This is a genomic window from Streptomyces sp. iso_384, from assembly GCF_056172905.1.
In genome coordinates, this window is record NZ_JBWBTT010000001.1 from 4,721,994 (window position 1) to 4,745,993 (window position 24,000).

The following is a 24,000-nucleotide window of genomic DNA, read 5'->3' on the forward strand; positions in this document are numbered from 1 at the left end:
GCGCCCGGTGAGGGGCGCCGGCCGGCGACTGCGAGTCATATGCGGAAAGTGATCATCTCTTTCGTACCACCACGAAGTCGGCGAGCTCGGTGAGCTGCTCCCTCACCCGGTGGGGCATGTCGACGGCGTGCAGCGCCTCGATGGCGACCGCGTGCTGACGACGGGCTTCCTGGGCGGTCCACTCGCGGCCGCCCGCCTCCTCGATGAGTGCCGCGCGGGCGGCGAACTCCTCTTCGGAGAAGCTGTCGAAGTCGTTGCTCTTGGCGTCGGCGGCGAGGAGTTCACCCAGCCGCTCGGACGCCTCGCCGCCCGCGGCGAGCGCCGCGACGACGGGGAGGGACTTCTTGCGCTGGCGCAGGTCGCTCCAGGTCTGCTTGCCGGTGGACTCCGGGTCGCCCCAGATGCCGAGCAGGTCGTCGACGGCCTGGAAGGCGAGGCCGAGGTGGTAGCCGTACGCCTCCAGGGTGTCGGCGGTGCGGTCGTCGGCGCCGCCGAGCACCGCGCCGATGGAGACGGCGCAGGCCAGCAGCGCGCCGGTCTTGTTGCCCTCCATCTCCAGGCACTCCTCGACGGTGACCCGCTCGCGGTGCTCGTAGGAGATGTCCTGGGCCTGCCCGTCGATGAGCTTGCGGGTGGCGGTGGTCAGCCGGCGGGCCGCGCGGCCCGCCTCGACCGTGCCGAGCTCCAGCAGCAGGTCGTAGGCGAGGGCGAAGAGCGCGTCGCCGACCAGGATCGCCTGGGCGGGGCCGTGCACCTTCCAGACGGTGTCGCGGTGGCGGCGCTGCTCGTCGCCGTCCATCAGGTCGTCGTGCAGCAGCGAGAAGTTGTGCACGAGTTCGACGGCCACCGCGCCGGGGATGCCGGCCTCGGCGGGGGCGCCCGCCGCTTCGGCGGACAGCAGGGCGAGCGCGGGGCGCACGGCCTTGCCGCCGTCGCCGGCCGAGGGCCGTCCCTCGGCGTCGATCCAGCCGAAGTGGTAGGCGGCGACGGTGTCCATGGGCGGCGCGAGCCGGTCCACGGCAGCCCGCAGGACCGGCGCTGACAGGGCTCGTCCGCGCTCCAGAAGCGCGGTGACGTCCGCGGTGTCCGCCACGGTGTCGAAAGCCGGATTCGCCGGGGTCACAGACTCTCCTCTTGTTCCGGTGGTACTGCTCATGCCGCCTCCTGCAGCGGATGTCCAAGGGGGCGGCCGAGGTCGTGGAGGGCCGCGTCGGCGGCTCCGGCGCCGCTGCGCACGGCACCCTCCATCGTCGCGGGCCAGCCGGTGGCGGTCCAGGCCCCCGCCAGCTGAAGGCCGGGCAGCCGGGTGCGGGGGCCGGGGCGCAGCCGTCCGACGCCCGGGGCGGGCGCGAAGGTGGCGGTGCGCTCCCGGGTGACGAAGAAGTCGCGGATGCCGGCGCCGCGGGCGGCGGGCAGCAGCCGCTCCAGCTCGGGCAGATAGCGGGAGCGCAGTTCGGCGACGGGCAGGTCGATCTCGTCCTGGGCGGCCGACTGCGAGACGGCCAGATACTGCCCGGGGCCCTTGAGCCCCGAGGAGTGGGTGCGGTCGAAGACCCACTGGACCGGGGAGCCGATCGCGGCGAAGAACGGCCTGCGCAGCACCTTGCGGTCGTAGAGGACGTGCACGTTGAGGATCGGAGCATTGTCGATGTCGAGCAGCAGCTCCGGCTCGTCCAGCGCACCCGCGGGCAGCAGGGCGTGGGTCTCGGTCTGCGGCACGGCCAGCACGACGGTGTCGGCGGTGATCCGCTCCCCCGCCGTCTCCACGCTCCAGCGGCCGTCCTCGGTACGGGTGAGGGATCCGGCCTTGGCGCGCAGCTCGGTGCGGACACCCGCGGTGTCCAGGGCCTTGCGGGCGAGGGTGTCGTGCAGCTCGCCGAGGGGCACGGTGGCCCAGCCGATGTCGGCGGCGCCGGGCTCCGAGAGCAGGCCGGTCTTGAAGACCTTCGCGGCGAGCGCCATGGAGGCGTTCGGGGCGGTGGCGTTCAGGGTGGCGACGCCGACGAGGTCCCAGAGGGCCTCGATGGTGCGCTCGGACTGGCCGTTGCGGCGCAGCCAGGTGGCGAAGTCGACGCGGTCCAGCTCGGGGTCGGCGGGGTCCAGGCGGCCGAGCGCGAGGGCGGCACGGCCGACGCTCGCCTTCTCGGCGAGCGAGAGGTGGGGATAGGCGGCGAGCCCGCCGGCGAGGTGCAGCGGTACGGGCAGGCCGGTGCGGCGGATCCGCCCCAGGCGCGGTCCGGCGGCCCTGCCGACGTCCAGCACGGGCACGTCGAGGCGGTCCTGGAGCGGGGCCAGGTGGGCGGCGTCGATCCGGTCGAGGAACCAGCGGTAGCCGGTGCAGCAGCGCAGGTAGACGTGCTGGCCGTTGTCGACGGTGAGGTCGCCGCGCTGGAAGGAGAAGGCGAGGCCGCCGAGGCGGGGCCGCCCTTCCAGGAGCGTCACGTCCAGTCCGGCGTCGGCGAGGCGGAGCGCCGCCGTGACGCCGGCGAGGCCGCCGCCGACGACGACGGCGACGGGGCGCGGGGTCTCGTCGCTCATGCGTGCCCCTCCCGTCGGGTCGTGGCCGTCTGGCGGGTCCTCACCCTGGAGATCGTCGCAGTCCGTGACGCGTCGGGCCACCGGGGGGTTGCCCGGCGGCCGGAGGTGCCGGCGTCCATCAGGATCGCCCCCTGGCGGTGAGCCGCGAGATGTGGCGGGCGTCCAGTCCGGACAGGCCGCGCACCGCGACGTAGGCCTTCTCGTGGCCGGGCAGCGAGACCCGTCCGCGCAGGACGGCCTCGGGGTCGCGCTCGATCCGGTCGAGGAGGCGGCGATAGATTCCGGCCATCGCCGCGACGCAGGCGCCGCTGCGGCGGTCGAGCATCGGCAGCAGCCGGTAGCCCTCGGCGAACAGGGCGCGGGCGCGGCGGACCTCGAAGTGGATGAGGCCTGCGAAGTCCGATCCGGGGGGCGGGGTGGTGCGGTGGAACCCTGCCGAGCAGCCGAATTTGGCCAGGTCGTCGGCGGGCAGATAGGTGCGTCCGTTGCCGGCGTCCTCGCGGACGTCGCGCAGGATGTTGGTGAGCTGGAGGGCGAGGCCGAGGGTGTCGGCGTACTCCGCGGCGCGCTCGGCCCCGCGGGCGCCCGGCGCGGTGCCGAAGACGCCGAGGCTGAGGCGTCCGATGGCTCCGGCGACGCACCGGCAGTAGGACTTGAGGTCGTCCCAGGTCTCGTAGGTCGCGCCCCGGACGTCCATCAGGACGCCGTCGATCAGCTCGTCGAGTCCGCCGAGCGGGAGCGGGAAGCGGCGGGCGGCGTCCGCGAGCGCGACGGCCACCGGGTCGGTGTCGTCCTCGTCGACCGCGTCCTTGCGGATCCGCTCCAGCAGCTCGCGGGTGCTCTCCAGCCGGGTCCGCTTGGTCTCCGGGTCCAGCTCCCCGTCGCCGATGTCGTCGACCCGACGGGAGAAGGCGTACAGCGCCGACATGGCCTGCCGCTTCTCGTACGGCAGCAGTCTGATGCCGTAGGCGAAGTTACGGGCCTGCTGTCCGGTGACGGCCTCGCAGTAACTGTATGCGGCCTGCACCGGCGGCGACATGTACGTCGTCTGTCCCTCCACGGTCCGGCTCACCTCTCTCCACGCGCTCTTCGCAAGACGATTCCCACTTCGCGCAGCAGCCTGGGCTTGGTGGGCTTGGGCGGTCCGGGCAGTACGTCGAACCCGGCGGCCGAGATCGCCGTGAGCGCGCTGCGCCCGCCCCCGACGAATCCGGCGAGGAGCAGCTTGAGCCTGCCGTCGACGCTGCCCACCAGCGGGGCGCCTTCGTCCAGCAGGTCGCTCGCACGCTGGGCCTCGTAGGCGATCAGGGCGCGCACGGAGGCTCCGGCGGTGGGCGCGGCCAGGTCGGTCTCGGTGACCCGGAAGCGTTCCATGTCCTCGGCGGGCAGATAGATCCGGTCGCGGGCCAGGTCCTCGGCCACGTCCTGCAGGTGCTCGACGATCTGGAGCGCGGTGCAGACCGCGTCGGAGCGGCGGACGCGTTCCGGGCTCGCGGTGCCGGTGAGGGCGAGGACCAGACGGCCGACCGGGTTCGCCGAGAGCTCGCAGTAGGCGGCGAGCTCGGCGTACGTGCCGTAGCGGCGGATCTTCTGGTCCTGACGGTTGGCCTCGATCAGGCCGAGGAAGGGCTCGGGGGTGAGCGCACGGCGCCGCACGGTGGGGCGCAGGTTGCGCAGCAGCGGGTGGTGCGGCTCCTCGCCGGTGGTGGCGAAGACCCGGTGGAGGTCGGTCTCGAAGGCGTCGAGCATGGCGAGGCGGTCGTCGCTCTGCTCCGGCTCCAGGCCGAGGCGGCGGGCGTCCGCGCCGCCGGGGGCGAGGTCGCCGTCGCCGATGTCGTCGACGAGCCGGGCGAATCCGTAGACCGCCATCAGGTCGTCGCGCCAGGCGCGGGGCAGGAAGAAGGGCGCCACGGGGAAGTTCTCGTCCGCGGCCTTGCCGAGGGTGGCGTCGCCGATGCGCGCCTCGGGGGTCGAGGTCACTGCGGACCGCCCGGCGCGGGGACGGCGAAACCACGTCGGAGCTGGAGATCTTCCGTCATTGCCGTCACATCTCCCGTTCTACACTGCTGACCCAAAACAACCCTTTTCGGACACGCCGCTCATTCTTCCGAGTGCACTGCTGCGGCAGAGCGGGCGGTGCCGGGCGTATCGCCCTACTTGCCATGAATCAGCACCGCTACAGCTTACGTTGTACAGCTCACAGCGGACCGCCGGGGTGGAGCGCCCACCGCCGCTTCCCGGCCGTGCCCGTCAACCTTCCCCGCGCACGGCGGAATTGACGTCATCCGCCGGGAGGAGATCGCCCCTGGGGCCTACTGCGGACGGTCTGCCGGGCACCGCACGGCCCCCGCCGGAACGGTCCGGCGGGGGCCACGGGGAGAGCTGGGGGCTACTTGCCCGTTTCTCGCTCGTACGCCTTGAGGACTTCCTCGGTGGGGCCGTCCATCAGAAGCTCGCCCTTCTCCAGCCAGAGCGCACGGTCACAGGTGTCCCTGATCGACTTGTTGTTGTGGCTGACCAGGAAGACCGTGCCCGCCTCCTTGCGCAGCTCGCGGATCCGCTCCTCGGAGCGGACCCGGAACTTGCGGTCGCCGGTGGCCAGCGCCTCGTCGATCATGAGGACGTCGTGGTTCTTGGCGGCGGCGATCGAGAAGCGCAGTCGCGCAGCCATACCGGAGGAGTACGTCCGCATCGGCAGGGTGATGAAGTCCCCCTTCTCGTTGATCCCGGAGAACTCGACGATCTCCTGGTAGCGCTCGCGGACCTCGTCCCGGCTCATGCCCATCGCGAGGCCGCCGAGCACGACGTTGCGCTCACCGGTCAGATCGCTCATGAGGGCCGCGTTCACCCCGAGCAGCGAGGGCTGGCCGTCCGTGTACACATGGCCGGATTCCGTCGGCAGCAGACCGGCGATGGCCCGCAGCAACGTCGACTTGCCGGAGCCGTTGGTGCCGATGAGGCCGATGGCCTCGCCGCGGTAGGCGGTGAAGGAGACCCCGCGCACCGCGTGCACCTTCCGCACGCCGCGCGGCTCGCCCTTGCCCCGCCGCATCATGCGGCTCAGCGCGGCGGTGGCGCTGCCCCGGCCGCCGCCCGTGCCGTTGACGCGGTACACGATGTGCACGTCGTCGGCGATCACCGTGGGGATGCGTCCCTGTGCGTTGTCGTCAGCCACGGCCGTACCGTTCCTCCGCCTTCCAGAAGTACACGAATCCCACGACGCCCAGCAGCACGGCCCAGCCCAGGCCGACGGCCCAGACGTGGTCCGGCAGGTTCTCGGAGCCGTAACCGTCGATCAGCGCGAAGCGGACCAGGTCCATGTAGACCGCCGCCGGGTTGTACTGCAGTACGTCGGCGATCCAGGCCGGCTTGTCCTTGAGCATCACCGGGATGGAGAACATGACGCCCGAGGCGTACATCCAGGTCCGCATGACGAACGGCATCAGCTGCGCGAGGTCGGGGGTCTTGGAGCCGAGCCGCGCCATGACGAGGGCCAGGCCGGTGTTGAAGAAGAACTGGAGAATCAGGGCGGGGATCACCAGGAGCCACGACAGCGAGGGGTAGCTGCCGAAGATGACGGCGACCGCGACCAGCACGATCATCGAGAACAGCAGCTGCTGGAGCTGCTGGAGCGAGAAGGAGATGGGCAGCGAGGCCCGGGGGAAGTGGAGGGCCCGGACCAGGCCGAGGTTGCCGGAGATCGCTCGGACACCGGCCATGACCGAGCTCTGGGTGAAGGTGAAGACGAAGACGCCGGTGACCAGGAACGGCACGAAGACGTCGTGGGGAATCCCCTCCCTGGTCCCCAGGATCAGCCCGAAGATCAGGTAATAGACACAGGCGTTCAGCAAGGGCGTGACCACTTGCCACAGCTGGCCGAGCTTGGCCTGGCTGTACTGAGCGGTCAGCTTCGCCCGGGAGAAGGCCAGGATGAAGTGGCGTCGGCCCCAGAGCTGTCGCATGTACGCGAACAGCCCCGGCCGGGCGCCGCTCACGGTCAGGCCGTACTTGGCGGCCAGCTGGGCCGCGCCGAGGCCCTCGTCGGCGGACGGCGGGGTCCCGAGGGCTACCCCACCGTCGTGGGTCGTGTCACTCACAAGTTGAAACTCTCGTCTTCACGCGCAGCCAGTCGCGGGCGCGGCTCAGGCGGACAGGTTCCGGAAAGAAAATACGCCTCATGCTCTCAGAGGAAAGCCTCTCAGATGACCGGAGGTCGGCCCAGCCTCGTCAGCCGCCACACCGTACGCCACTTCATCGGACGCCGAGGCCCGCAGGGCGCCGACCAGCCTTCCCGGAAACCGCCGAACCACGCCTTCAGCGCGGGTGGTGACGGACGCCTCACCAGGGTCAGCAGCAGCCAGACCCCGAGATAGAGGGGGACCAGCGGGGCGGGCAGGTTCCGGCGGGCGAGCCAGACCCGGTTACGGGCGACCATGCGGTGATAGACCGCGTGTCGGGACGGGGCGGTGGTGGGGTGGTTCAGCACCATGTCCGCGCGGTAGTCGATCATCCACCCCGCGTCCAGCGCCCGCCAGGCCAGGTCCGTCTCCTCGTGGGCGTAGAAGAAGTGCTCCGGGAGCGGGCCCACCTCGGCGATGACCCGGGTGCGTACGGCGTTGGCGCCGCCCAGGAACGTCGTCACCCGCGAGGAGCGCATCGGGTCGGCGGCCCGCAGCCGGGGCACATGCCGCCGCTGGGTGGCGCCGGTCTCCGGGTCCGCGATCCGGAAGGTGACGATCCCCAGCTTCGGGTCCGCCTCGAACGCCTGCCGGCACAGCTCGGCGGTGTCCCGGTTCGGCAGCAGCCCGTCGTCATCCAGGAAGAGCAGCGCGTCCACGTCCGCGCCGCAGGGGCCGAACGCCTCGATGCCGACATTGCGGCCGCCGGGGATGCCCAGGTTCTCGGGCAGTTCAACAGTGCGTACCCCGGCGGGCACTTCGGGCACCGGGGCGCCGTTGCCGACCACCACGACCTCGATCCGGTCACCGTGCTGGGCGGTGACCGAATCGAGGAGGGCGCGGAGTTCGTCCGGGCGGTTGCCCATGGTGATGATCACCGCGCCCAGTTTCATGGGTGAGGTCACTTCAGCCTGCTGGACGCCAGGACGGACACCAGGTGCAGCAGGGTCTGCAGCAGCGCGATGCCGGCCATGACCGCCACGGTCAGGCGGGTGTAGAAGAGGTCGCCCCCGATCGCGTCCACGACGGCCACCACGAGGATCACCAGGGAGGCCTCGATACCGAGGATCAGCCGGTGGAACTTGAGCGCGGCGGCGGCCTTGCGGGCCAGCGCCATGCCGGAGGAGCGCGGCTCGGCGGCCGCCTCCTTGACCGGCGGCAGCCCGCCCTGGTGGCGGGCCACGCCGACCAGGTCCGTCTCGGCCTTGATCAGGATCGCGCCGAGCGCGGCGAGCGTTCCGAGGAAGGCCCAGAGCCAGTCGATCCGGCCCTCGCCCCAGATGTCGGCGGCGCGCAGGCCGAGGCCGACGAGCACCGCCGCGTCGCACAGATAGGCGGCGACCCGGTCCAGATAGACCCCGCTGAGCGAATACTGCTTCTTCCAGCGGGCCAGTTCGCCGTCCACGCAGTCGAAGAGCAGATAGAGCTGGACCATCACCACACCGAGCACGGCGCCCCAGACGCCCGGCACCAGCAGCGCCGGGGCGGCCAGCGCACCGGCCAGCGTCATCACGTACGTGACCTGGTTCGGCGTGACGCGGGTGTTGACCAGGTAGCGGTCCACGCGCAGCGAGACCTCACGCATGTACATGCGCCCGGCCCAGTGCTCGCCGCTGCGCCGGTCCTTGACCCCCGGGGGGTGAACGACCGGACGGAGTTCAGCTACTGATGGTCGTCGCATAGTCGGCGTACGCGTCCCTGATCTGGTCGGTGGACAGGTTGAGGTGCTCCAGGACCGTGAAGCGTCCCGGACGCGTCTGCGGCGCGTAGTCGACGGCCTTGACGAACTCGTCGACGCTGAACCCGATCTCCTCCGGCAGGACCGGCAGACCGTGGCGGCGCAGTATCGATGCCATCAGGAGCGACTCCTGGCGGGCACCGCGCAGATGCATGGCGAAGCAGGCGCCGAGGCCGACCTGCTCGCCGTGGCTGGCCGCGCGCTGGGGGTAGAGCAGGTCGAAGGCGTGGTTGATCTCGTGGCAGGCGCCGGACGCGGGACGTGAGTCGCCCGCGACCGACATCGAGATGCCGGTGAGCACGAGCCCTTCGGCCAGCACCTTGAGGAAGGCGTCGTCGCCGACCCCGCCGGGGTGGCGCAGTACGGCCTCGCCGGCCTGGCGGGCCATCGCGGCGGCCAGACCGTCGATCTCCTCGCCGTTGACCTCGTGGGCCAGCTCCCAGTCGGCGACGCAGGAGATGTTCGAGATCGCGTCGCCGATGCCGGAACGGACGTAACGGGCGGGCGCCTCACGGATCACGTCGAGGTCGATGACCACGGCGATCGGGGTGGGCACCCCGTAGGAGCCGCGCCCGTTGTCGTTGTCGAGCGTGGCAACCGGCGAGCACAGGCCGTCGTGCGAGAGGTTCGTCGCGACGGCGACCAGGGGCAGGCCGACCCGCGCCGCGGCGTACTTCGCCACGTCGATGATCTTGCCGCCGCCGAGGCCGACGACGGCGTCGTAGCGGTTGCCCTTGATGCCGTCGGCGAGCTTCACCGCGGAGTCGATCGTGCCGTCGGAGACCGGATACCAGTCGGCACCCGGCAGGACCGGAGCGAGCCTCTCCCGCAGGGCGCGCCCGGAGCCGTCGCTGATCGCGATGGCGAGCTTGCCCGAGCTGGAGATCCGCTGATCGGCCAGGAGACCCGCCAGATCGTCCATGGCGCCGCGCCGGATGTCGACGACGACCGGGGACGGAATGAGCCGGGTCAGTACTGGCACGCGATCTCACGGCCCTTCTTGAGGTCGTCGTGGTTGTCGATCTCGACCCAGGTCACGGTGCCGATGGGGGCCACGTCCACGGTGAAGCCGCGGTTGACCAGCTCCTGGTAGCCGTCCTCGTAGTAGAGGTCGGGGTCGCGCTCGAAGGTGGTCTTCAGCGCGTCCGCCAGCTCCTCGGCGGCCTCGGCCTCGATGAGGGTGACGCCGATGTACTCACCGGTCGCGGTGGCCGGGTCCATCAGCTTGGTGATGCGATGAACTCCCTTGCCCTCCGCGGTGATGACCTTCATCTCCTCGTCGGCGAGGGCCTTCTCGGTGTCCAGGGCGAGGATGATCTTCTGGCCCTTGCCGCGGGCGTCCAGGAGGGTCTTCTCGACGGAGACCGGGTGCACGGTGTCGCCGTTGGCGAGGATCACGCCGCGCTTGATGACGTCACGGGCGCACCAGAGGGAGTAGGCGTTGTTCCACTCCTCGGCCTTGTCGTTGTCGATCAGCGTGAGGGTGAGGCCGTAGGTCGCCTCCAGCTCGGCCTTGCGGGCGTAGACGGCCTCCTTGCGGTAGCCGACGACGATCGCGACCTCGGTGAGTCCGACCTCGGCGAAGTTGGCGAGCGTGAGGTCGAGGACCGTCTTGTCGCCGTCGACAGGGACGAGCGCCTTGGGCAGCGTGTCCGTGTAGGGGCGCAGACGTCGTCCTGCACCGGCTGCCAGTACGAGGCCGATCATGCGAGTTCTCCTTCGTCGTGTACGGCGGGCGCCGAGGAGGACACCCAGAAGCGGATGGACTCCACGAGCACCACCAGAGCCACGGCGACCGCGAGTGCGGTCAGGGCCGTGGTGAAACCTGAGGTGTGGGTGAGTACGGCGGCGAGGACGGCCACCAGCGCGGTACGGCCCTCGTGTCCACCGATCGTCCGCACCAGCCACTGGGGCGGCGCGCCGGTGCCTCCGCGAATGCGGTACACCGTGTCGTAGTGATGGTAGGCGACGGCCGAGACCAGCCCGAAGGCCGCCGGAACGGCGTGCGGGACGTCGCTGCGGGCCGCCAGCACCAGGATCGTGACGTACTCCGCGGCCCGGAAGAGCGGCGGCACAAGCCAGTCGAGCGCGCCCTTGAGCGGGCCGGCGACGGCGAGGCCGGAGAGCACCACGTACACCGCCGCCGCGGCGACGGCGAGCCAACTGCCGTACGGGAGGAAGAGGGCGCCGCCGATCATGACGAGCGTGCCGAGCAGGGCGACGGCCGGAGCCGTGAACGCGCCCCGGAGCCCGGGGGCGACGGCCGCGACGCCCTGGGCGAGCGGGCCGGAGTCGGCGAGGTCCGCCAGGGCCTGCGCGGCGCGGTCGGTACGGCGCGCCCTGCGGGTCAGCGAGCGCAGCAGACGGCCCGCGGTGGTGTAGCAGGCGGCCAGGGCGCAGCCGACGAGCAGGGCGTAGAAGACGATACGGGGGGTGGTGAGCGCGGTGAGCACCGCGATCATGGCCCAGCGCTCGCCGATCGGCAGCACGATCATCCGGCGCGCCCAGACCGTCCAGCCGACGTTGTCGAGCTTGTCGGAGAGCGCGGCGGTGGGGCTGGTGTTGGCGACCGCGTCGTGGTTGGCCTCGTTGAACGAGAAGTCCACGACATGGCGGCAGGCCTGGAGGACCATCGCGCCCAGCGCCAGGACCCATACGTCGTCGCCGCCGCGTACGGCGCCGATGGCGAGGCCCGCGTAGTACGCGTACTCCTTGGCCCGGTCGAAGGTGGCGTCCAGCCAGGCGCCCATCGTGGAGTACTGCAGCGAGTAGCGGGCGAGCTGCCCGTCGGTGCAGTCCAGCACGAAGGAGACCAGCAGCAGGATCCCGGCGGCCACATAGCCGCCCCGGGTGCCGGTGGCCGCCGCGCCCGCCGCGATCAGCGCGGTGATCAGCGAGGCGGTGGTGACCTGGTTCGGGGTGAGGTTGCGGCGGGCGCACCAGCGGGCGATGTAGCGGGAGTAGGGGCTGATGCAGAAGGTGGTGAAGAAGCCGTCGTGGGCCTTGACCGCGCTGCGCAGCCGTACGGCCTCGTCGTCGACCGAGGCGAGGTCCGCCTCTGCGGCGGCCCGCTGCTCCGGGTCCGTGGGGACGGCCGCGACGAGCGAGCCGAGGGCGGGGCGCTGCACGGCGGTGCCGTCGGACTCCAGTGCCACGGCGATCCGGCCGGGGACGGTGCGGTCCTCGGGGGCGGGGTCGGTGTCCGGCTCGACGACCGGGGCGCCCGCGCCGACGGCGGCCGTGGTGCGCCGGAGCGCACGCAGCAGGGCGCCGCGTGCCTCGGGCCTGGCGGTGAGTGCGCCGGGGACGGCGGCGGCGGCGAAGCGCGGGTCGGTCAGTCCGAGCCGCAGCGCGTGGACGTGGCCCACGAAACGCGGGTCGACGAGGGCGACCCGGCGGCCGGCCGGAACGGCGGCGAGCAGGGCTGCGGCGTCACCGGCGTCGACGGCGGTCTGCACATCGAAGCCCAGGGACCGCAGATCGTCCGCGAGCGACGACCCGGGTACCGGCGTACCGGTGAGGATGGCGGTCGACAGACGAACTCACTCCTTGGCACTGACGGGGGCGACACACGGCCGCACGGCCACGGGACGGGCCGGCGGCGTGTCGGCTGAGGCTATCCGATGAACGGAAGGCTGAGTTCACCACCCGTTTGTGCGCTGTTCGGGTGGATCCGCAAGCGCGGTCGCCGTTCGCGATCATCATCATCGATCGGGGGCCCGGCCCACAAACCCGCGGGGCGGGCCGCGGACGACGGGCCCTTAGGCTGACGGTCATGACATGGCTGATCACAGGCGGGGCGGGTTATATCGGGGCACACGTGGCGCGGGCCATGGTGGCGGCGGGCGAGCGGGTCGTGGTGCTCGACGACCGCTCCAGCGGCATCGTGGACCGGCTGCCCGAGGACGTGACCCTGGTGGAGGGCTCGGCCTCCGACCGGGCCCTGCTGGACCGGGTGCTGGCCGAGCACGCGGTGAGCGGTGTGGTGCATCTCGCGGCGAAGAAGCAGGTCGGCGAGTCCGTGGAGAAGCCGCTGCTGTACTACCGGGAGAACGTCACCGGGCTGGGTGTGCTGCTGGAGGCCGTGGTAGCGGCGGGTGTGCGGCGCTTCCTGTTCTCGTCGTCGGCGGCCGTCTACGGCGTACCGCACGTGGAGCTCATCACCGAGGAGACGCCCTGCCTGCCGATCAACCCGTACGGCGAGACCAAGCTCGCCGGGGAGTGGCTGGTGAGGGCCACCGGGAAGGCCCACGGGATCTCGACCGCCTGCCTGCGGTACTTCAACGTGGCGGGCTCAGCCGCACCGGAGCTCGCGGACACCGGGGTCTTCAACATCGTGCCGATGATGTTCGAGCGGCTGACACGCGGCGAGGCCCCGCGGATCTTCGGTGACGACTATCCGACGCCGGACGGCACCTGCATCCGCGACTACATCCATGTCGCCGACCTGGCGGAGGCGCATCTCGCCGTCGCGCGGCGGCTGGACGGGGCGGACGCCGTCGACCTGACGCTGAACGTCGGCCGGGGCGAGGGCGTCTCGGTGCGGGAGCTGGCCGAGGTGATCGGCGAGGTGACGGGTCACGGCCTCGAGCCGGTGGTGGAGCCGCGCCGGGCCGGTGACGCGCCGAAGGCGGTGGCGTCGGCCGCGCGGATCACCGAGGAGCTGGGCTGGACGGCACGGCGCAGTGTGCGCGAGATGGTGGAGTCGGCCTGGGAGGGCTGGTGCCTGCGCCATCCCGAGGCCCGTGCGTGATCGGTTCCCGGCGGCGTCGGTGATCGTGTCAACGCTCTGACCTGCGGAACGTTTCCGCAGGTCAGAGCACATGACAACGGTGTTCAGTCCCGTGTTGCCCCATACCCCCCACCCGTAGTTCACTGGCCTGGTCGGGGCGGTTCCGCCCCGGCTCGTCCTAGGGACCTGGAGGCGTTTCGCATGGGGGCTGGCCACGATCACGGACATACGCACGGCGGGCCGCCTCCGGCCGGCACGGCGGCCGCCGCGTACCGGGGCAGGCTCCGGGTGGCCCTCGCGATCACGCTGAGCGTGATGGTGATGGAGATCGTCGGCGGTGTCCTCTCCGACTCGCTGGCCCTGATCGCGGACGCCGCCCACATGGCCACCGACGCCCTGGGGCTCGGGATGGCGCTGCTCGCCATCCACTTCGCCAACCGTCCGGCCGGCCCGAACCGCACCTTCGGCTTCGCCCGTGCGGAGATCCTGGCGGCGCTCGCCAACTGTGTGCTGCTGCTGGGCGTCGGCGGCTATCTGGTCTTCGAGGCGGTCGAGCGGTTCGTCACCCCGGCCGAGACCAAGGGCGGCCTGGCCATCGCGTTCGCCGCCGTCGGCCTGGTGGCCAACATCGTCTCCCTCTCGCTGCTGATGCGCGGACAGCAGGAGAGCCTCAATGTGCGGGGCGCCTATCTGGAGGTGCTGGCCGACACCCTGGGCTCGCTCGCCGTGATCGTCTCGGCGGGCATCATCATGGCGACCGGCTGGCAGCCCGCCGACCCGATCGCCTCCCTGGTGATCGGCCTGATGATCGTCCCCCGGACGGTGAAGCTGCTGCGGGAGACCCTGAACGTGCTGCTGGAGGCGGCGCCCAAGGGCGTGGACATGGCGGAGGTACGGGCCCACATCACGGCGCTGCCCGGAGTCCTGGACGTCCACGACCTGCACGCCTGGACGATCACCTCGGGCATGCCGGTGCTCTCCGCCCATGTGGTGGTGCGTCAGGAGATGCTGGACTCGATAGGCCACGAGAAGGTGCTGCACGAGCTGCAGGGCTGCCTCGGGGACCATTTCGACGTGGAGCACTGCACCTTCCAGCTGGAGCCGAGCGGCCACGCCGAGCACGAGGCGCACCTCTGCCACTGAGGCACGCGGGGGCCGGTGCTAGGGTGGTTTCGCTGAGACGTTCTAGTCTCGCGGTGGAGCGGAACCCGGTGTCACCGGGACCTTTCGAGAGGAGCTGAGGTTGATGACGGTCGCGACGACGCCTTCCCGGCGCAGCAATCGGTCCTTCCTCATCTCCAGGGTTTCCGGCTAGGTCCACCTTCATCCCGGATCGGGTCGGAGCCCTCACACACAAGGGTTCCCACGTTGACCGACCACACCGACGACGCCTCGCGCACCGAGGCGTTCTTCACCCTGCATCACCGTCTTCCCCGGCAGAGCCCCGGCTCCGACGCGACCACGCGCCGGCTGCTGGAGCTCGCCGGTCCGCTGCCCGACCGTCCGCGCGTCCTCGACCTGGGCTGCGGTCCGGGCCGTGCCGCTCTGCTGCTCGCCGCCGAGGCGGGCGCCGAGGTGACCGCGGTCGACCTGCACCAGCCGTTCCTGGACGAGCTGCGTGAGGCGGCCGGGGCCCGTGGCCTCGGCGACCGGATCCGTACGGTCCGGGCCGACATGGGCGATCTCACCGGCCCCGCGTTCCCCGAGGGATCCTTCGACCTGATCTGGGCCGAGGGTTCGGCGTACTGCATCGGGTTCGACACCGCCGTCCGCGACTGGCAGCGGCTGCTGGCCCCGGGCGGCGCGATGATGATCTCCGAGTGCGTCTGGACCACGGACGCGCCGTCCGCCGGGGTGCGCGGCTTCTGGGACCGCAACGGCTCCCTGCGCACCCTGCCGGAGACCACCGCGGCGGCCGTCGCCGCGGGCTGCACGGTCCGCGCCGTGCTGGTCCAGCCCGAGAGCGACTGGGACGAGTACTACGTACCGCTCGCCGAGCGGGTCGCGCACACCAACCCGGGTGCTCCCGGTATGGAGCGGGCGCTCGCGGCCACCCGCGAGGAACTGGCGGTACGGCGGGAGCACGGCACGGAGTACGGCTACGCCGCGTATGTGCTGCGCCCGGCCGATCCCCGGTGGGCCACCCGGCCGGAGACACCGGCGGACCGTACGGCCGTGCACGCGGTCAATGCGGCCGCGTTCCCGACCCGGGACGAGGCCGACCTCGTGGACGCGCTGCGGGCCGACCCCGAGGCCTGGCTGCCGGATCTCGGTTACGTCGCCGAGGCACCGGACGGGTCGCTCGCGGCGTACGCGCTGCTGACCCGCTGCCGGGTCGGCGACGCCCCGGCGCTCGCGCTGGCCCCGGTGGCCACCTCTCCCGCCCACCAGCGGCAGGGTGCGGGGCAGGCCGTGGTGCGGGCGGTGCTGGACGCCGCCCGGGTGCGCGGTGAGGCGCTGGTGCTGGTGCTCGGTCATCCCGAGTACTACCCGCGCTTCGGTTTCGTGCCGGCCTCGCGCTACGGGATCCGGCCAGGTTTCGAGGTTCCGGACGAGGCGATGACGGCCCTGGTGCTGGACGATTCCGTCCCGGTTCCGGCGGGCATGATCCGCTATCCGGCGGCCTTCGGGGTCTGACGGCCCGTCCGTCCCGCCGCGCTCGCAGGGCGCGGCGGGACGGACATGCCCGGACCCGAAGTGCGGACAAGCGGCTTTTGTACGGCAGACTTGACCGGACTCCAGGGGCCCGGCGCACGAGGCCGGGGACCAAAGCGAAGGATGGGTATGCCGACCACACCAGCCACCGCGACGCACAGCTCGTCGAACGGCACCGCAGAAGCGATCATGCTCGAACTGGTCGACGAGAACGGCACCACGATCGGCACCGCGGAGAAGCTGGCGGCCCACCAGGCCCCCGGGCAGCTGCACCGCGCGTTCTCGGTGTTCCTCTTCGACGAGCAGGGGCGGCTGCTGCTCCAGCGCAGGGCACTCGGCAAGTACCACTCCCCCGGTGTCTGGTCGAACACCTGCTGCGGGCACCCCTATCCGGGCGAGGCGCCGTTCGCGGCCGCCGCCCGGCGCACGTACGAGGAGCTGGGGCTCTCGCCCTCGCTGCTGGCCGAGGCGGGCACGGTCCGCTACAACCACCCGGACCCCGCGTCGGGTCTGGTGGAGCAGGAGTTCAACCACCTGTTCGTGGGAATGGCGCAGGAGGCCCTGAAGCCGGACCCCGAGGAGGTCGGGGAGACGGCCTTCGTGACGGCGGCGGAGCTGGCGGAGCGGCACGCGCGGGCGCCGTTCTCGGCATGGTTCATGACTGTGCTGGACGCGGCACGGCCGGCGATCCGTGAGCTGACGGGGCCCTCCGCCGGCTGGTGAGCCCTCGCTCCTCTCCGTACGGGGCGGTCAGAGCTGCGTCTTCAACGGCAGCGCCGCCCAGATGATCTTCCCGCCGCTCGCGGTGTGCTCGACGTCGCAGGTGCCGCCCGCCTCCGCTGTGACGACCTTGACCAGCAGCAGGCCCCGGCCGCCGGTCTGGGCGTAGTCCGTCTCCAGGGCTGTGGGGCGGTAGGGGTGGTTGTCCTCGACCGAGACGCGGACCCAGTCGGCGGCGATGGCCACCTCGACGGCCAGCTCGGGCGAGAGGAGCGCCGCGTGCTTGACGGCGTTGGTCACCAGCTCCGAGACGATCAGCAGGAGCCCCTGGAGGATGTCGTCCTCGATGGGCACGCCCTGCCGTCCGAGCAGATCACGTACGGCGTGTCGGGCACTGGGCACGGACGCGTCCACGGCGGGGGCGGTGAAGCGCCACACCCCCTCGTACGACACGGGGTCGGCGGGGGCACTCCCGAGACTCTCCATCGTCCGGCACCAGCTCTCACTCGCACTGCACTGACCGTCGAGTAAAGAGTGTTGGGAATGGCTTGGTCCGGACCGTGCCACTGATCGGAAGTAGCCAGGTATCGGCGCTATTCGACCGGACGAGCACGCCTTTGCAAGCCCAGGGACTACTTCTGCTCTTCTTCTGGTGACTTGATCGGCTCGTCCGAGGTCGGGGCAGTTTCATCGAGCCGCTCCGAGACCATGCTGACGATGCGGCGGCCGCCGATGCCGATGGCGATCAGGCCGAGCCCGTCGAACAGCAGGGCCAGCGAGAAGAAGCAGCCCAGGACGTACAGGCTGCTGTGCGGCCAGTCGAAGAGCACCAGCAGCCCCAGCAGCAGCCCGAAGGCGCCCTGGAGCAGCGTCCACCCCATCTGCGGGCCGCGCACCACGACGCTGCCGACCAGCCGGAAGACCCCGCCGGTCAGGAAGAGCAGGGCGGCGAACATGGTGAGCGCCTCGGCCGTGCCCTCGGGGTGCTTGATGACGACGACGCCCGCCGCGATGTTGAGGGCCGCGACGACCACACCCAGCCAGAAGTAGTTGGTGCCGCGCGACTCGATCGCGTGCAGCAGTCCGACGAGACCGCCGACGAGCAGCAGCCAGCCGAAGAGCAGCATCGAGGTGAGGGTGGCGACGCCGGTGTAGACGAGGCCGATGATGCCCGCGATCACGAGCAGCGCGCCGAGCAGCGCGAGCCAGCCGAAACTGCGGCTGAGCTTCCTGCCCTCGGCTGTGGGTTCGTTCATCGACAGCTCCTCACGGTGCGTGCCCGGCTCACGACCCCTTCTTGATCATAGGTTCGAACCACCCGGATAGCATCCGGCCCATGGACCGTACGGAACCGAGCCTGATCCCGTCCGTCGAGCGCGGCGTCGCCACCGTCGTGATCACGAACCCCGCCAAGCGCAACGCGATGACCGCCGCGATGTGGCGGAGCCTGCCGGAGCTGCTGGAGCGGCTGGCGGCCGACCCGGCGGTCCGGGTCCTGGTGCTGACCGGAGCCGGGGACACCTTCTGCGCCGGGGCCGACATCTCCACGCTGCGGGAGAGCCCGGACACCGCCCAGGGCCTGGCGGTGGCGGCCGAGGAGGCGCTCGCCGCGTTCCCCCGGCCGACGCTGGCCGCGGTGCGCGGCTACTGCGTGGGCGGCGGCAGCCAGCTGGCCGCCGCATGCGATCTGCGGTTCGCGGAGGAGGGCGCCTCCTTCGGGGTCACCCCGGCGAAGCTCGGCATCGTCTATCCGGCGTCCTCGACCCGGCGGCTGGTCGCCCTCGTCGGCCCGGGCACGGCCAAGCATCTGCTGTTCTCCGGCGAGCTGATCGACACCGAACGGGCGCTGCGCACCGGCCTGGCCGACGAGGTGCTGCCCGTGGGCGGCCTGGACAAGCGGGTCGAGGAGTACGTACGGGTCCTGGCGTCCCGGTCCCAGCTGACCCAGGCCGCGGCGAAGGAGTTCGCCGCGGGCCGGACGGACCGGGACGTGTACTGGGCCGGTGAGGCGCGGACCAGTACGGACACGGCGGAGGGTGTCGCCGCCTTCCTGGAGCGCCGCGCGCCCCGGTTCACCTACACCACCCGGTGCCCCACGGGCCCTATCGGGTGATGTGACGGCTCCTGGACCGCCACTCCTCGACGAGGGCGGCCGGGGCCTTGTGCGGCGAGCCGGAGTCGTAGGGCGGCTGCGGGTCGTACTCCGTGAGCAGCTGCACCGAGCGCGCCACGTCGTCGCCGGCGATCCGGCCGAGCAGGGTCAGCCCCATGTCGATGCCGGAGGAGACCCCGGCGGCGGTGACGTACTTGCCGTCGAGCACGACCCGCTCCCCGGTGGGCTCGACGCCGAACTCCTTCAGCACCTCCAGCGCCAGCCAGTGCGAGGTGGCCCGACGCCCCTTCAGAAGTCCGGCCGCCGCCAGCAGCAGCGATCCGGTGCAGACCGAGGTGGTCCAGGTGGTGGTGGCGTCGACCGCCCGCAGCCAGCCGAGCAGGGTTTCGTTCTCCATCTGGTCGCTCTGGCCGGGGCCGCCGGGCACGATGACCAGATCGGGCGACGGCACCTCGGCGAGCGTCTTCTCCGCGACGAGCGCGAGGCTCCCGCTGTCGTTGCGGACGGGTCCGGTCCGTTCGGCGACGAAGACGGTCTCGGCGCCGGGGGCACGGCTGAGGATCTCGTAGGGGCCCACCGCGTCCAGGGCGGTGAAACGGTCGAAGAGCAGGATGGCGATCTGCACGGGAACTGCCTCTCGGTTCGGTCGGTCGGACGGACCGGATGGGCGGCCGGCCGACGGTGCGTTTCAGGTATCAGGTGCCGGCTGCGGGCGTGCGGAAGCGGCGGCGGTATTCGGCCGGCGCCGTCTCGAGGGTCTTCACGAAGGCCCGGCGCATGGCCTCCGGGGTGCCGTAGCCGCTGGCGCGGGCGATCCGCTCGACCCCGTCGCCGGTGTCCTCCAGGAGCCGGCGGGCGTGCTCCAGACGGACGCGTTCGACGTACCGCCCCGGGGTCGTGCCGGTCTCCGCCCGGAACGCGCGGGCGAAGTGCCGGGGCGAGAGCCGGGCGCGGGCCGCGAGGGCGTCGACCCCGAGGTCGGCGTCCGGGTGCTGGGCGATCCAGTGCTGGACCTCGCGCAGCGGTTCGCGCTGTGCGGTCTGGGCGCTGAGCTGGGCGCTGAACTGGGCCTGGTTGCCGGGGCGGCGCAGGAACACCACGAGATGGCGGGCGATGGTCAGCGCGAGGTCGCGCCCGTGGTCCTCCTCGACGAGCGCGAGGGCCAGATCGATGCCCGCGGTGACGCCCGCCGAGGTGGCCAGCCTTCCGTCCCGTACGAAGATCGGCTCCGGATCGACCCGGACGGCCGGATAGTCACGGGCGAGCCGCTCGCAGTAGTTCCAGTGGGTGGTGACCCGGTGCCCGTCCAGCAGGCCCGCCTCGGCCAGCAGCAGCGCCCCGGTGCACACGGAGACCAGCCGCTCCGCGCGTGGCGCGTGCTCCCTCAGCCAGCCGGTCAGCTCGGGCTGCGAGCCCCGGGTGCCCTGCCCGCCGGGCACCAGCAGCGTGTGCGGGGCGGGCGCGTCGGCCAGGCTGCTGTCGGGCACCAGGGTCAGACCGCTGGTGGACCGGACCGGGCCGCCGTCGAGCGAGGCGGTCCGCAGGTCGTAGGAGACGCCGGGCGACCGGGAGGCGCCGGAGAAGACCTCCATCGGGCCGCTCACGTCAAGGCTCTGGACACCGTCGAAGAGGACGACGAGCACGGTTCGCTGCTTCACGTCCGTCATCCTGGGCGACGGGCGAGGATGGCCGCAATGACGAATACCCCACCTTTCCTGCCACCGGCCTTCCGTGGCACGGCCACCCCTCCCCCGGGGTTCCCCTCCGTACCGACCAGTCGGTAACGTGCCTGTATGAGTACTCTCCCGGCCCGCGCGGAGCGCCGCTGCCACAACGCCGTCAACCCGCTGCACTCGTGCCTCTTCTTCTCCCCCGACCTGGGTGCGGAGATGGCGAAGATCGGTATCGAGGACCCCGGCGCCGCCTACTTCGCGACCCGGGCCGCCGCGCTCGGCGCGGTGGGCGCGGGGACCGTCAGCGCCACCTTCTACAACTTCAACCCCGCGCTGGTGGCCCGCCATGTGCCCGCCGTCTGGGAGGCCGCCTCTCCCGAGGTGGTCCTCGGGGCCCGGCTGCGGGCGGCGGACTCGACGCTGCGGCGGCTGCTCGGCGAGGAGGTCATCGCCTCCGCCGAGATGGCGGAGGCGGCCCGGCTCGCGCTGCGCGCCACCGAGGCCTGCACCCCGCACGCCCGTCCGCTGTACGCGGCGCACGCGGAGCTGCCGGTGCCCGAGGAGCCGCACCTGGCGTTCTGGCACGCGGCGACCCTGCTGCGCGAGCACCGGGGCGACGCGCATCTGGCCGCCCTGCTCGCCGCCGGTCTCGACCCGCTGGAGTCGCTGGTCAGCCACACGGCGACCGGCAAGGGCATGGCGATCCGCTGGATCCTGTCCTCCCGGGGCTGGCGCCGCACCGACTGGGAGGCGGCGTCCGAGCGGCTGCGCGAGCGCGGGCTGCTGGCAGCCGGCGAGGACTTGGCGCTCACCGAGGCAGGTACGGCGCTGCGCGCGGAGGTCGAGCAGGCGACGGACCGCATGGACTCGGCACCGTACGAACACCTGGGCGCGGAAGGCGTGGAGCGGCTCACCGAGCTGGGGCGCGGCTTCCTGTTCACGGCCGCCGCGGCGGGTGCGTTCCCGGCCTCGGCGACCGGCCAGGGCTGAACCGGGACGGGCCCCCGCACGCCCGGGACCCCCGCGCACCGCGTCGGGGCTCCCGGGCGTGTCGCCCGAGGCCACGCGACACGCCCCCCGGCCACCCGGCACAATGCAGGCCTGGGGGATGCCCCCGGCAAGCAAGAACGTGCTCATCACCACACGAGCACGGCCAGCACAGCCAGTACGAGAAGGCGAGTCGGGAAAACCGTGACGACGTCCATCGAAGGCAGGATCGCCGAGGAGCTCGGCGTACGTGAGCGACAGGTCAGGGCCGCCGTCGAGCTGCTCGACGGCGGATCGACCGTGCCGTTCATCGCGCGCTACCGCAAGGAGGCGACCGAATCCCTCGACGATGCGCAGCTGCGCACGCTGGAGGAACGGCTGCGCTATCTGCGGGAGCTGGAGGAGCGGCGCACCGCGATCCTCGAATCCGTGACGGAACAGGGCAAGCTCGACGCGGCGCTGGAGGCGAGCATCCGGGCCGCGGAGACCAAGGCGCGCCTGGAGGACATCTATCTGCCGTTCAAGCCGAAGCGGCGCACCAAGGCGCAGATCGCCCGGGAGGCGGGGCTCGAACCGCTGGCGGACGGACTGCTCGGCGACCCGTCGGTCGACCCGCTCGCGGCGGCCGCCGCGTTCGTGGACGGCGACAAGGGCGTCGCGGACGCGGCCGCCGCTCTGGACGGCGCCCGCTCGATCCTCACCGAGCGGTTCTCCGAGGACGCCGACCTGACCGGCGAGCTGCGCGAGCGCATGTGGACGCGCGGCCGGCTGGCGGCGAAGGTGCGCGAGGGCCAGGAGGAGGCGGGCGCGAAGTTCGCCGACTACTTCGACTTCGCGGAGCCGTTCACCGCGCTGCCCTCGCACCGGGTGCTCGCGATGCTGCGCGGCGAGAAGGAGAACGTGCTCGATCTGGTCCTGGAACCGGAGGAGCCGGAGGCCGCCGGGCAGCCCGGCCCCTCCTCGTACGAGAGCATGATCGCCCGCCGCTTCGAGATCGCCGACCGGGGCCGCCCGGGCGACAAGTGGCTGGGCGACACCGTGCGTTGGGCGTGGCGGACCCGGATCCAGGTGCACCTGGGCATCGATCTTCGGCTGCGGCTGCGCACGGCGGCGGAGGACGAGGCGGTACGCGTCTTCGCCTCGAACCTGCGCGATCTGCTGCTCGCCGCCCCGGCCGGCACCCGCGCCACGCTCGGTCTCGACCCCGGTTTCCGTACGGGGGTGAAGGTGGCGGTCGTCGATGCGACCGGCAAGGTGGTGGCCACCGATGTGATCCACCCGCATGTGCCCGCGAACAAGTGGGACCAGGCGCTGGCGAAGCTCGCGCACCTCGCGAAGGAGCACGCGGTCGACCTGATCGCGATCGGCAACGGCACGGCGTCCCGGGAGACGGACAAGCTCGCCGGTGAACTGATCGACAAGCACCCGGAGTTGAAGCTCACCAAGGTGATGGTCTCGGAGGCGGGCGCCTCGGTGTACTCCGCCTCCGCGTTCGCCTCGCAGGAACTGCCCGACATGGACGTGTCGTTGCGCGGCGCCGTCTCCATCGCGCGGCGGCTCCAGGACCCGCTGGCGGAGCTGGTGAAGATCGACCCGAAGTCGATCGGCGTCGGCCAGTACCAGCACGACCTGTCCGAGGTGAAGCTGTCCCGTTCGCTGGACGCGGTCGTCGAGGACTGTGTGAACGGCGTCGGCGTGGACGTCAACACCGCGTCCGCACCGCTGCTTTCACGGGTCTCGGGGATCAGCTCGGGGCTCGCCGAGAACATCGTCGCGCACCGCGACACCAACGGCCCCTTCCGGTCCCGCAAGGCGCTGAAGGACGTGGCGCGGCTCGGCCCGAAGGCGTACGAGCAGTGCGCGGGCTTCCTGCGGATCCGGGGCGGCGACGACCCGCTGGACGGCTCCAGCGTGCACCCGGAGGCCTACCCGGTGGTGCGGCGGATGGGGAAGAGCGCGGGTGGCGAGGTGGCCTCGCTGATCGGCAACGCGGACGCCCTGCGGGCGCTGCGCGCGGCGGACTTCGTGGACGACATGTTCGGACTGCCGACCGTGACGGACATCCTCAAGGAGCTGGAGAAGCCGGGGCGCGACCCGCGGCCCGCTTTCCGCACGGCGACCTTCAAGGAGGGCGTCGAGAAGCTCGGCGACCTGGAGCCGGGCATGGTGCTGGAGGGCGTCGTGACGAACGTGGCCGCGTTCGGCGCGTTCGTCGACATCGGCGTCCACCAGGACGGTCTGGTGCATGTCTCGGCGCTGTCGAAGACGTTCGTGAAGGACCCGCGGGACGTCGTGAAGCCCGGGGACATCGTGAAGGTCAAGGTCATGGACGTCGATGTGCCGCGCAAGCGGATCTCGCTGACGCTGCGCCTCGACGACGAGCCCGGCGCGGGCGGCGGTGCCGGCGGCGGGCAGCAGGGCCGCGGCGAGCGGGGCGGCCGGCCCCCGAAGCAGCGCCAGGGCCAGGGGCAGGGCCAGCCGCCCGGTGGCGGTCAGGGCCGGCAGGGCGGCGGCGGCCGGGACCGGCGCGGCGGCGGCTCGCGGCAGGGCGGCCAAGGCGCTCCCGCTCCGGCGAACAGCGCGATGGCCGATGCGCTGCGGCGGGCCGGGCTGGCCGACCCGAAGCCGGGCGGCGGCCGGGGCCGCTGAACGAGGCGAGAGGTGAG

22 protein-coding genes are annotated in these 24,000 nt (G+C 71.9%); 7 read left to right on the forward strand and 15 right to left on the reverse strand.

Annotation, left to right across the window (positions count from 1 at the left end; all coding sequences use genetic code 11):
• Positions 1-52 precede the first annotated feature (52 nt).
• The 11 genes from AC0VY3_RS21175 to AC0VY3_RS21225 form a co-directional block, all read right to left on the reverse strand.
• Complete coding sequence (locus AC0VY3_RS21175; RefSeq protein WP_475550295.1) at positions 53-1,156, reverse strand: polyprenyl synthetase family protein; 1,104 nt, start codon at positions 1,154-1,156, stop codon at positions 53-55.
• On the reverse strand, positions 1,153-2,538 hold the full coding sequence (gene hpnE, locus AC0VY3_RS21180) for a hydroxysqualene dehydroxylase HpnE (protein WP_475550296.1): 1,386 nt from the start codon (positions 2,536-2,538) through the stop codon (positions 1,153-1,155). Before hpnE ends, AC0VY3_RS21175 begins: the two co-directional genes overlap by 4 nt.
• Before the next feature lie 118 nt (positions 2,539-2,656).
• Positions 2,657-3,577, reverse strand: coding sequence for a presqualene diphosphate synthase HpnD (hpnD, locus tag AC0VY3_RS21185; protein WP_170994406.1), 921 nt, complete (start codon positions 3,575-3,577; stop codon positions 2,657-2,659).
• Positions 3,578-3,606: 29 nt separating this feature from the next.
• Complete coding sequence (gene hpnC, locus AC0VY3_RS21190) at positions 3,607-4,518, reverse strand: squalene synthase HpnC (protein WP_475550297.1); 912 nt, start codon at positions 4,516-4,518, stop codon at positions 3,607-3,609.
• Between the two features lie 409 nt (positions 4,519-4,927).
• Entirely contained in the window at positions 4,928-5,713 is a 786-nt protein-coding gene (locus tag AC0VY3_RS21195; RefSeq protein WP_103508712.1) for an ABC transporter ATP-binding protein, read from the reverse strand.
• Positions 5,706-6,635, reverse strand: a complete 930-nt coding sequence (locus AC0VY3_RS21200; RefSeq protein WP_030076413.1) for an ABC transporter permease — start codon at positions 6,633-6,635, stop codon at positions 5,706-5,708. The genes AC0VY3_RS21195 and AC0VY3_RS21200 overlap by 8 nt, the downstream gene beginning before the upstream one ends.
• A gap of 101 nt (positions 6,636-6,736) precedes the next feature.
• On the reverse strand, positions 6,737-7,609 hold the full coding sequence (locus tag AC0VY3_RS21205; protein WP_475551715.1) for a glycosyltransferase family 2 protein: 873 nt from the start codon (positions 7,607-7,609) through the stop codon (positions 6,737-6,739).
• Between the two features lie 8 nt (positions 7,610-7,617).
• The gene (locus tag AC0VY3_RS21210; RefSeq protein ID WP_103508714.1) at positions 7,618-8,397 is read right to left on the reverse strand and encodes a CDP-alcohol phosphatidyltransferase family protein; all 780 of its coding nucleotides are present in this window, start codon (positions 8,395-8,397) and stop codon (positions 7,618-7,620) included.
• Positions 8,375-9,436: an iron-containing alcohol dehydrogenase family protein gene (locus tag AC0VY3_RS21215; protein ID WP_103508715.1), complete on the reverse strand. Its 1,062-nt coding sequence runs from the start codon at positions 9,434-9,436 to the stop codon at positions 8,375-8,377. Before AC0VY3_RS21215 ends, AC0VY3_RS21210 begins: the two co-directional genes overlap by 23 nt.
• Complete coding sequence (locus tag AC0VY3_RS21220; RefSeq protein ID WP_103508716.1) at positions 9,424-10,161, reverse strand: phosphocholine cytidylyltransferase family protein; 738 nt, start codon at positions 10,159-10,161, stop codon at positions 9,424-9,426. Before AC0VY3_RS21220 ends, AC0VY3_RS21215 begins: the two co-directional genes overlap by 13 nt.
• Positions 10,158-11,912 (reverse strand): DUF5941 domain-containing protein, encoded by a 1,755-nt coding sequence (locus AC0VY3_RS21225; protein WP_475550298.1) that lies wholly within the window; start codon positions 11,910-11,912, stop codon positions 10,158-10,160. The genes AC0VY3_RS21220 and AC0VY3_RS21225 overlap by 4 nt, the downstream gene beginning before the upstream one ends.
• A gap of 317 nt (positions 11,913-12,229) precedes the next feature.
• On the opposite strand from AC0VY3_RS21225, the gene galE reads away from it, so the two are divergent.
• The 4 genes from galE to idi all read left to right on the forward strand — a co-directional run bounded on the left by galE (position 12,230) and on the right by idi (position 16,564).
• Complete coding sequence (gene galE / locus AC0VY3_RS21230; protein ID WP_103508718.1) at positions 12,230-13,207, forward strand: UDP-glucose 4-epimerase GalE; 978 nt, start codon at positions 12,230-12,232, stop codon at positions 13,205-13,207.
• A 180-nt stretch (positions 13,208-13,387) separates the two neighbouring features.
• A complete protein-coding gene (locus tag AC0VY3_RS21235; protein ID WP_103508719.1) occupies positions 13,388-14,329 on the forward strand; it encodes a cation diffusion facilitator family transporter in 942 nt (313 codons plus the stop codon).
• A 225-nt stretch (positions 14,330-14,554) separates the two neighbouring features.
• Complete coding sequence (locus AC0VY3_RS21240; RefSeq protein ID WP_475550299.1) at positions 14,555-15,823, forward strand: GNAT family N-acetyltransferase; 1,269 nt, start codon at positions 14,555-14,557, stop codon at positions 15,821-15,823.
• A gap of 147 nt (positions 15,824-15,970) precedes the next feature.
• On the forward strand, positions 15,971-16,564 hold the full coding sequence (idi, locus tag AC0VY3_RS21245) for an isopentenyl-diphosphate Delta-isomerase (protein ID WP_030076395.1): 594 nt from the start codon (positions 15,971-15,973) through the stop codon (positions 16,562-16,564).
• Positions 16,565-16,591: 27 nt separating this feature from the next.
• Here idi and AC0VY3_RS21250 read toward each other — a convergent pair whose 3' ends face one another.
• Together AC0VY3_RS21250 and AC0VY3_RS21255 are read right to left on the reverse strand one after the other, a co-directional pair.
• A complete protein-coding gene (locus AC0VY3_RS21250; protein ID WP_030076393.1) occupies positions 16,592-17,047 on the reverse strand; it encodes an ATP-binding protein in 456 nt (151 codons plus the stop codon).
• Positions 17,048-17,193: 146 nt separating this feature from the next.
• Positions 17,194-17,817 (reverse strand): HdeD family acid-resistance protein, encoded by a 624-nt coding sequence (locus AC0VY3_RS21255; protein WP_030076392.1) that lies wholly within the window; start codon positions 17,815-17,817, stop codon positions 17,194-17,196.
• An 80-nt stretch (positions 17,818-17,897) separates the two neighbouring features.
• Here AC0VY3_RS21255 and AC0VY3_RS21260 point away from each other — a divergent pair, with 80 nt between their 5' ends.
• Positions 17,898-18,674: an enoyl-CoA hydratase/isomerase family protein gene (locus AC0VY3_RS21260; protein WP_475550300.1), complete on the forward strand. Its 777-nt coding sequence runs from the start codon at positions 17,898-17,900 to the stop codon at positions 18,672-18,674.
• On the opposite strand, the gene AC0VY3_RS21265 is transcribed toward AC0VY3_RS21260, so the two are convergent.
• Together AC0VY3_RS21265 and AC0VY3_RS21270 are read right to left on the reverse strand one after the other, a co-directional pair.
• The gene (locus AC0VY3_RS21265; protein WP_103508722.1) at positions 18,664-19,299 is read right to left on the reverse strand and encodes a DJ-1/PfpI family protein; all 636 of its coding nucleotides are present in this window, start codon (positions 19,297-19,299) and stop codon (positions 18,664-18,666) included. The two genes, AC0VY3_RS21260 and AC0VY3_RS21265, sit on opposite strands and share 11 nt — an antisense overlap.
• 70 nt (positions 19,300-19,369) lie before the next feature.
• Positions 19,370-20,332: a GlxA family transcriptional regulator gene (locus AC0VY3_RS21270; RefSeq protein ID WP_103508723.1), complete on the reverse strand. Its 963-nt coding sequence runs from the start codon at positions 20,330-20,332 to the stop codon at positions 19,370-19,372.
• 135 nt (positions 20,333-20,467) lie between these two features.
• Here AC0VY3_RS21270 and AC0VY3_RS21275 point away from each other — a divergent pair, with 135 nt between their 5' ends.
• Positions 20,468-21,337 carry an SCO6745 family protein gene (locus AC0VY3_RS21275; RefSeq protein WP_103508724.1) on the forward strand — a complete coding sequence of 290 codons (870 nt, stop codon included), beginning with the start codon at positions 20,468-20,470 and terminating at the stop codon, positions 21,335-21,337.
• A 201-nt stretch (positions 21,338-21,538) separates the two neighbouring features.
• A complete protein-coding gene (locus tag AC0VY3_RS21280; RefSeq protein ID WP_475550301.1) occupies positions 21,539-23,983 on the forward strand; it encodes a Tex family protein in 2,445 nt (814 codons plus the stop codon).
• Positions 23,984-24,000 lie beyond the last annotated feature (17 nt).